This is a genomic window from Bradyrhizobium sp. (genome assembly GCF_050014615.1).
GTDB lineage: Bacteria > Pseudomonadota > Alphaproteobacteria > Rhizobiales > Xanthobacteraceae > Bradyrhizobium.
In genome coordinates, this window is sequence record NZ_JBEKCZ010000234.1 from 1 (window position 1) to 8,053 (window position 8,053).

At 63.5% G+C, this 8,053-nt stretch carries 6 protein-coding genes; 3 read left to right on the plus strand and 3 right to left on the minus strand.

From position 1 onward, the window contains the following. The first annotated feature begins 57 nt into the window (after nt 1-57). Both ABR948_RS26120 and ABR948_RS26125 read left to right on the plus strand, forming a co-directional pair. The gene (locus ABR948_RS26120) at nt 58-612 is read left to right on the plus strand and encodes a hypothetical protein (RefSeq protein WP_428123487.1); all 555 of its coding nucleotides are present in this window, start codon (nt 58-60) and stop codon (nt 610-612) included. Between the two features lie 149 nt (nt 613-761). After that, nucleotides 762-1,235 carry a secondary thiamine-phosphate synthase enzyme YjbQ gene (locus ABR948_RS26125; RefSeq protein WP_428123490.1) on the plus strand — a complete coding sequence of 158 codons (474 nt, stop codon included), beginning with the start codon at nt 762-764 and terminating at the stop codon, nt 1,233-1,235. Between the two features lie 108 nt (nt 1,236-1,343). On the opposite strand, the gene ABR948_RS26130 is transcribed toward ABR948_RS26125, so the two are convergent. Then, complete coding sequence (locus ABR948_RS26130; RefSeq protein ID WP_428123493.1) at nt 1,344-2,969, minus strand: MFS transporter; 1,626 nt, start codon at nt 2,967-2,969, stop codon at nt 1,344-1,346. Nucleotides 2,970-3,347: 378 nt separating this feature from the next. Here ABR948_RS26130 and ABR948_RS26135 point away from each other — a divergent pair, with 378 nt between their 5' ends. Beyond that, on the plus strand, nt 3,348-4,022 hold the full coding sequence (locus ABR948_RS26135) for a response regulator (RefSeq protein WP_428123496.1): 675 nt from the start codon (nt 3,348-3,350) through the stop codon (nt 4,020-4,022). Nucleotides 4,023-4,049: 27 nt separating this feature from the next. Here the strand turns inward: ABR948_RS26135 and ABR948_RS26140 are convergent, their stop codons facing one another. After that, the gene (locus ABR948_RS26140; protein ID WP_428123498.1) at nt 4,050-7,559 is read right to left on the minus strand and encodes a PAS domain-containing hybrid sensor histidine kinase/response regulator; all 3,510 of its coding nucleotides are present in this window, start codon (nt 7,557-7,559) and stop codon (nt 4,050-4,052) included. Between the two features lie 157 nt (nt 7,560-7,716). Beyond that, on the minus strand, nt 7,717-8,053 hold a 337-nt coding region (locus tag ABR948_RS26145), incomplete at its 5' end, for an aminotransferase class I/II-fold pyridoxal phosphate-dependent enzyme (RefSeq protein ID WP_428123501.1).

Sequence of the window (8,053 nt, forward strand, 5' to 3'; positions counted from 1 at the left end):
GGGATCAAGGATAAGGCAGACCAGGGAAGACCCAATCGGATTTGAGGCGGAGCCCCCATGAGCACTGCGACATCGCCCTTGAAATTTTCCACCTCCATCGCCGCCATGACGCTGCTGTCCTCGCTCGTCGTTGGCGGCATCGGCAGTGCCGCCGCGCAATCGATGCCGGATGGCGAGAACGGTCGCTATGCGCTGTCGCCGGTGGCCGACGGCGTGATCCGGCTCGATACCCGCACCGGTGCGGTTTCGACCTGCAGCAATACCGGCGCAGGCTGGGCCTGTTACAGCGTGCCCGACGAACGCGCCGCACTCGATGCTGAAATCGGCCGGCTGCAGGCGGACAATGAGCGAGCCAAAACCGAGCTGGAAAAACTCAAGGCAGACTTGGCCGCACGCGATCCTGTCGTCACCGGCAAGATCGAGGAGGCGCTGCCGAAGACGGACTCGCTCAAAAAGGCCGATCCGAAGCTGGCCGAAGGCGAGCGCCGGATCGAAATCCCGCTGCCGAGTGACCGCGATGTGGATCGCGTGATGTCGTTTCTGGAGCAGGCCTGGCGGCGGCTGGTCGAGATGGCCAACCGGATGCAGAAGGACGTCAGCGGCAAGATTTGATGGTGTGGCGTTACTTCGTAGGGTGGGCAAAGCGAAGCGTGCCCACCATGGCGCGGCGCATGAGAGGTGGTGGGCACGGCGCAAGCGCGCCTTTGCCCACCCTACGAAGCGGTATTCGCTCGCCAGATGACCGTGTTCAGGAATCAAATATGCCCCCACCCAGACCCACCTCCCGCACAGCGCTGTCCGCCGTCAGCGCCGCCACGATCGTGTCGTCGCGTCTCACGGTTCAAACGTCCGGGCGCGGCTTTCTCGATCTCACGGGTGAGGCCGCGGAGTTTGTGAAGGACGCCGGCGCGCGCGAGGGCGTGGTGACGCTGTTCATCCGCCATACCTCGGCGTCACTGACGATACAGGAAAACGCCGATCCGTCCGTACTTGCGGATTTGACGACCGCGCTCGACCGGCTGGCGCCCGAGGACGCCGGATGGAGCCACGACACCGAGGGTCCCGATGACATGCCGGCCCATGTCAAGACCATGCTGACGGCGACCTCGCTGCAGATTCCGGTCCTCGACGGCGAACTCGCGCTCGGAACGTGGCAGGCGGTCTACCTGATCGAGCACCGCGCACGGGCGCATCGGCGGGAGATCGTGCTGCAATTTGCGGGCAAGATCCGTTAGCAAGACCCGCTAGCAAGACCCGCTAGCAAGTCCTCCAAAAACAAAACCGGCCGCGGATCGCTCCGCGGCCGGTTGGATTCGCGCGGCGTACGCCAGCGCGCTGGACCATCAGTTCGTCATGATATCGACGTCCTTGGTTTCCGGCAGGAAGAAGAAGCCGACGACCGCCGTGATCGATGCGAAGATGATCGGATACCAAAGACCCGCATAGATATCGCCGGTCGAGGCCACGATCGCGAACGAGGTCGCGGGCAACAACCCACCGAACCAGCCGTTGCCGATGTGATAGGGCAACGACATCGAGGTGTAGCGAATCTTGGTCGGGAACAGTTCGACCAGCATCGCCGCGATCGGCCCGTACACCATGGTGACGAAGATCACCAGGATGAACAGCAGTCCGATGATCGCCGCGACCTGCGGGCGGAAGATATCGAACGGGTTCGACATCTTCACAATGCCGGCATCGCCGGCCTTGGGATAGCCCGCCGCGGCAACGGCGGCGATGACGGCCGGGTTGGAGGCCTTGGCGTCGGTATAGGGCACATCCTTGCCGTTGATGGTGACCTTCACGCCCGAGCCGGCGGCGCCGGGTACGGTCGAATACTTGACCGACGACTGGGACAGGAAGGCGCGCGCGGTGTCGCATGGTGCGGTAAAGACGCGGGTGCCGACCGGGTTGAAGAGATCGCCGCAGCCCGCGGGATCGGCGACGACTTCGACCTTGGTCGCCTCGATGGCCTTTTCCAGCGCCGGGTTGGCGTTGGTCGTGATCATCTTGAAGATCGGGAAGAAGGTCAGCGCCGCGATCAGGCAGCCCGCCAGGATGATCGGCTTGCGGCCGATCCTGTCCGACAACGCGCCGAACACGACGAAGAAGCCGGTGCCGAACAGCAGCGACCACGCGATCAGAAGGTTGGCCGTGTAGCCATCGACCTTCAGGATCGATTGCAGGAAGAACAGCGCGTAGAACTGGCCGGTGTACCAGACCACGCCCTGACCCATGGTGCCGCCGATCAGCGCCAGGATGACGATCTTGGCATTGCTCCAGTTGGCGAAAGCTTCGGTCAGCGGAGCCTTTGAGCTCTTGCCCTCGTCCTTCATCTTCTGGAATATCGGTGACTCATTGAGGCGCAGCCGGATCCAGACCGAGACGCCGAGCAGAAGGACCGATACCAGGAACGGAATACGCCAGCCCCAGGCGGCGAAATCGGCTTCGCCGATCGCAGTGCGCGTAAACAGGATCACCAGCAGCGACAGGAACAGGCCGAGCGTCGCGGTGGTCTGAATGAACGAGGTATAGTAGCCGCGCTTGCCCTGCGGCGCGTGCTCGGCCACATAGGTCGCGGCTCCGCCATACTCGCCGCCAAGTGCGAGGCCCTGCGCCAGACGCAAGGCGATCAGAATCACCGGCGCGGCAAAGCCGATCGTTGCGGCGTTCGGCAACAGGCCGACGATGAAGGTCGACAGACCCATGATCAGGATGGTGACCAGGAAGGTATATTTGCGTCCGACGATATCGCCGATGCGGCCGAAAACGATGGCGCCGAAGGGACGCACCAGAAAGCCGGCGGCGAAGGCCAGCAGCGCGAAGATATCGCGCGTGGCCGGCGGATAGGCCGAGAAGAATTGCGCGCCGATAATGCTGGCGAGCGATCCGTAAAGATAGAAATCATACCATTCGAAAACGGTACCGAGCGATGAAGCGAGAATGACGAAACGTTCGTCGTTCGTCATGCCCCCGGTTCTCGCCTGCGTTACAGCCATTGTGGACATCTGGATCGCTCCCCGAAATCGTTGATGAAAGCCCGCCCCCATGCGCCGGACTTGGCCGGATTGAGCCACAGGGTTCACCTCACGGTAACATCGCCGTGAAACCTCTCCCAATAAGACTTTTGGCCCTCCGCGCCGCTATGTCGGAAAGACTACGAACGCTCCGCCGGCCGTGTTCCCGTATCAGACATGCTGCGGCGCACAAACGGGCGGATTAACCGGTTTGCCGCATGGCAATATTGTGCGCTTGCATGCGACCATCCGTCGGGGGACTATTCCATATAGAAAAAATATGTTCGCGAGGCGTTCGCGGCCTCGCCGCAACCTTCTTGCAAGAGAAAAATGACTGCCGCTGCCAGCACACGCCTCGTCATTGCCGATGACCATCCGCTGTTCCGCGATGCCCTGCGGCAGGCGGTGGCCAGCGTTGTGACCTCGGCGAAGATCGACGAAGCCGGATCTTTCGAGGAACTGACCGCCCTGCTTGAGCAGGATTCCGATGTCGATCTGATTCTGCTCGACCTGACGATGCCGGGGATCTCGGGCTTCTCCGGACTGATTTATCTGCGCGCGCAGTATCCCGCGATCCCCGTCGTAGTCGTGTCCGCCAGCGATGATTCCGGCACCATCCGAAGGTCGCTGGATTTCGGCGCCTCCGGTTTCATTCCCAAGCGTTTCGGGGTCGATACGCTGCGCGATGCGATCATGAAGGTGATGGATGGCGACGTCTGGATACCGCCGGACACCGATCTTAGCGCCGTCGCCGATCCGGATATGACGCGCCTGCGCGACCGGCTGGTGACGCTGACCCCGCAGCAGGTGAGGGTACTGATGATGCTGTCGGAAGGCCTGCTCAACAAGCAGATCGCCTACGAGCTTGGCGTGTCGGAAGCGACCATCAAGGCGCATGTATCGGCGATCCTGCAAAAGCTCGGCGTCGAGAGCCGCACCCAGGCCGTGATCGCGGCGGCCAAAATTGCCGGCGGCCAGTGGCGCCAGGGCACGCCGTCGGCGTAATTAAGGCACGCCGTCGGCGTAACCGGATTATTCCGCGGCCACCATCTGCTGGGTGCGCCACTGCCCGAGCAACGCCCGCAGCGACGCCGGTTTGACCGGCTTGTTGAGCACCGCAATCTGCTCCTCCCGCGCCGCGGCCCGCACATGCGGACTGCGATCGGCGGTGATCAGGATGGCGGGAATGCGCTCACCGAAGCGGCGGCGGATGTCGCGGATCGCGGCGAGGCCGTTGCCGCGGTCGAGATGATAATCCACCAGCAGGCCGGTAACCGGTTTGCCCGCCGCCTCGATCGCCTCGAGGGCGGCGTCGGGATCGGCCACCGCGATGACCTCGGCGTCCCAGGCGGTCAGCAGCGTCTTCATGCCGTCGAGGATCGCCGCATCGTTCTCGATGCAGACGATCAGGGAGCCGCTCATCGGCGTCCTGGACAACGGCGTCGCGCTGGTCACCGCCGCGGTGTGATTGATGGCTTTCGCGGTCGGCACCGTGACCGAAAAAACCGAGCCGCCGCTGACATTGGAGTCGAGCGCGATGCCGTGGTTGAGGACGCGGGCGAGCCGCTCGACGATCGACAGCCCCAGTCCAAGGCCGCGCGCGATCCGCGCGCCCTGCTCGAGCCGGTGAAATTCCTTGAAGATCTCGCCGCGCTTGAGAATCGGAATGCCGACGCCGGTGTCGTAGACGCCGATCCGCAGCGATTGGCCGTGGCGCCGGCAGCCGATCAGCACCCGCCCGCGCGGGGTATATTTGATGGCGTTGGAGATCAGGTTCTGCAACAGTCGCCGCAGCAGCAGACGGTCGGATTCCACCGGCAGCGAACTGGGCACGAATGTCAGCTTCAGCCCCTTGGCCCGCGCGATCGGCGCAAACTCGATTTCCAGCGAACGCATCAGGTCGCCGATCCTGAAACTCGTGGTCGACGTCGTCATGGCGCCGGCGTCGAGCCGTGAAATATCCAATAGCGCCCCGAGAATTTCCTCGATCGCCTCCAGCGAATCGTCGATGTTTTCAACCAGCCGGGAATCCTCGCCGCCGTTCTGGCGCTCGACCAGGCTCGTCACATAGAGCCGCGCCGCATTCAGCGGCTGCAGGATATCGTGGCTCGCGGCGGCCAGAAAACGGGTCTTCGAGATATTGGCGTCCTCGGCGGTGCTCTTGGCCAGCGCCAGTTCCGAATTCAGCCGGGTGAGCTCTTCGGTACGATCGCGCACGCGCTTTTCCAGCGTGGCATTGGAGCGTTCCAGCGCTTCGGCGGCTTCAAAAGATGGGGTGACGTCGGAAAAAGTGATGACGAGGCCGCCGCCGGGCATCCGGTTGGAGCGCACCTCGATCACCATATGACGATCCGGGAGGCGTTCCAGATAGGGTTCGCCTTCGGTGGTATAGGCGGCCAGCCGCGTTTCCATCAGGGAGGCGCTGTCGCCGAAGCCGGTGGGGCTGACGGCGGCCATGAATTCAAGGATTTCCTGCAGCGGAATCCCGATCTGTATCAGGTGCAGCGGCAATCCTAGAATTTCGCCGAACTGCCGGTTGGAACAGATCAGCTGCAAATCCGCGTCGAACACCGCGATACCCTGCCGCACATGGTTCAGCGCGGTCTGCAATATCTCGCGGTTGAAATGAAGCGCGGCATGGGAATCGTCGAGCAGCTTGAGGGCGGCCTTGGCGGAGACGGTGCGCTTGCGCAGCAACAGCGACATCACCAGACGCGAGGAGGCGGCGCCGATCGAGGAAGCGATCAGATGTTCGGCGTGTTGCAGCAGTTCGAAATCGGCTGGTGACGCCGGGTCCAGACGGGCATGGTGGGTGATCGCGAAGGCTTCGAACGAATGCCGGGCGCGATCGGGACCCAGATATTGCGCCACCGTACTCTGAATGTCCTGAACCGTCACCGTGCTGCGCCAGCGCCGAAACGTCGGCGCCATCGGCGTCAGCGCGCTCGGCACAAACAGGTCAGCCTGCAACCGCTCGATCGAGGACGGCCGTTGCGCCAGCGACAGCACGATATAGGTCAAAAGGTTGAGCGAGAGCGACCAGATCACGCCATGCATGAGTGGCGGCAGGTCGGCGCCGAACAGGGCTTGCGGCCGCAACATCGCGATCCCGAAAGGACCGTGCTGCAGCAGCGCCATGCCGGCGGTATCGCTGTCCAGGAAGCTCGGCAGAAACAGCGTGTAGGCCCACACCGCGACGCCGACCAGCATGCCGCCCGTGGCGCCGCGCGCGGTCGCGCGTTGCCAGAACAGGCCGCCGAAGAACGCCGGCGCAAGCTGCGCGATGGCGGCAAACGACAACAGGCCGATCGCCGCCAATTGGGTGTGGCCCAGCGCGCGATAGTAAAGATACGCCATGGCCATGATGGCGAAAATCGTAAAGCGGCGGACCCTGAGCAGGAAGTCGCCGAAATCCTTCTGGCTGGCGCGCGATTCACGTCCGCGCTGCAGCACCAGCGGCATAATGATATCGTTCGAGACCATGATCGACAGCGCGACGCATTCGACGATCACCATCGCGGTCGCGGCCGACAGGCCGCCGACAAAGACGCCGACGCTGAGCAAGGGCGCGTTTCCGTCGATCGGCAGCGCCAGCACGTACATGTCGCTGTCGACCGCGCCGAACGGAAAGATCACCAATCCGGCGAGCGCGATCGGAATCACGAACAGGTTGATAGCGACCAGATACAGCGGAAACAGCCAGCGCGCCCGGCCCACCTCGGCGTCGCTGGAATTCTCGACCACGCTGACGTGGAACTGGCGCGGCAGCAGCATGATGGCGCAAAACGACAACAGCGTCATGGTCAGGAAATTGCCGATCGACGGCGTGTAGTCGATGGCGCGCACCGCTTCCGGCGTCTTCATCGCGCGCTCGACCAGTTCGACGGGCGTGAACATCCAGAACGTGACGAAGGCGCCAGCGGCGATAAAGGCGACCAGTTTGACGATGGATTCGGTGGCGACCGCCAGCATCAGGCCATGCTGATGCTCGGTCGCATCGGTCTGGCGGGTTCCGAACAGCACCGCGAACGCCGCCATCGCCAGCGTCGCCATCAGCGCGATATCGCCGAAAATCGGAATCGAGGAGAACGCCTGGTCCTCGCTCAGGATCGTTTCAAGCGACGACGCCACGGCCTTGAGCTGGAGCGCGATGTAGGGAACCGATCCGATGATCGCGATCAGCACGACGGTGGTGGCGACCGCCTGGCTCTTGCCGTAGCGCGCGGCGATGAAATCGGCGATCGAGGTGATGTTCTGCGATTTCGCCAGCCGGATCACGCGGCGAAGCAGCGGCGTGCAGAACGCGATCATCAGAACCGGACCGACATAGATCGCAAGAAAATCCACGCTGGTGCGGCTGGCGAATCCGACCGAGCCGAAGAACGTCCACGAGGTGCAATAGATCGCCAGCGACAGCGGGTAAATCAGCGCGCTGGCGCGTCCGCGCTGCGTCGGCGACAGGCGGTCGCCGTAGCTGGCAACGAAAAACAGGAACCCGATGTAGCCGAAGGCGGCTGCGATCACGCCCCAGTCGTGCAGCATCGCGGCTTACCTCCCTCAAGATTTCGGCATGCCCAGCGCTCAAGCGCCGCCGCGAACGACGGCCGTCGCATGGCGGGAGTATAGCCGGATTGGACCGGCAAAGCATCGGATGTTGCCGATCGGCCTTTAAGGATTTCGCCGCGCAGGCGGGCTGGCGCTACTCGGCCGCCAGCGACTTCTTGCGGAGCGGCAGACCGAGGCGTTCCCAGACCTGCACCAGCGCGTCGGCGAGCCGGTCGACCAGGCCATCGTCGTGATAGGGCGAAGGCGTGATCCGCAGCCGCTCGGTGCCTTTGGCGACGGTCGGATAGTTGATCGGCTGGATGTAGATGTTGTGCTCTTCCAGCAGAATGTCGCAGGCCCGCTTGCAGTTCTCGGGGTCGCCGACGAACAGCGGCACGATATGGGTCTCGCTCGACATCACCGGCAGCCCGGCGGCGGTCAGGATGGCCTTGACGCGGGCGGCGCGATCCTGATGGCGCTCGCGCTCCCAG

Coding starts and splice junctions, on each gene's coding strand:
- ABR948_RS26125 (WP_428123490.1), top strand. CDS start 762: ATGCCCCCACCCAGACCCACCTCCCGCACAGCGCTGTCCGCCGTCAGC.
- ABR948_RS26135 (WP_428123496.1), top strand. CDS start 3,348: ATGACTGCCGCTGCCAGCACACGCCTCGTCATTGCCGATGACCATCCG.
- ABR948_RS26140 (WP_428123498.1), bottom strand. CDS start 7,559: ATGCTGCACGACTGGGGCGTGATCGCAGCCGCCTTCGGCTACATCGGG.
- ABR948_RS26130 (WP_428123493.1), bottom strand. CDS start 2,969: ATGACGAACGACGAACGTTTCGTCATTCTCGCTTCATCGCTCGGTACC.
- ABR948_RS26120 (WP_428123487.1), top strand. CDS start 58: ATGAGCACTGCGACATCGCCCTTGAAATTTTCCACCTCCATCGCCGCC.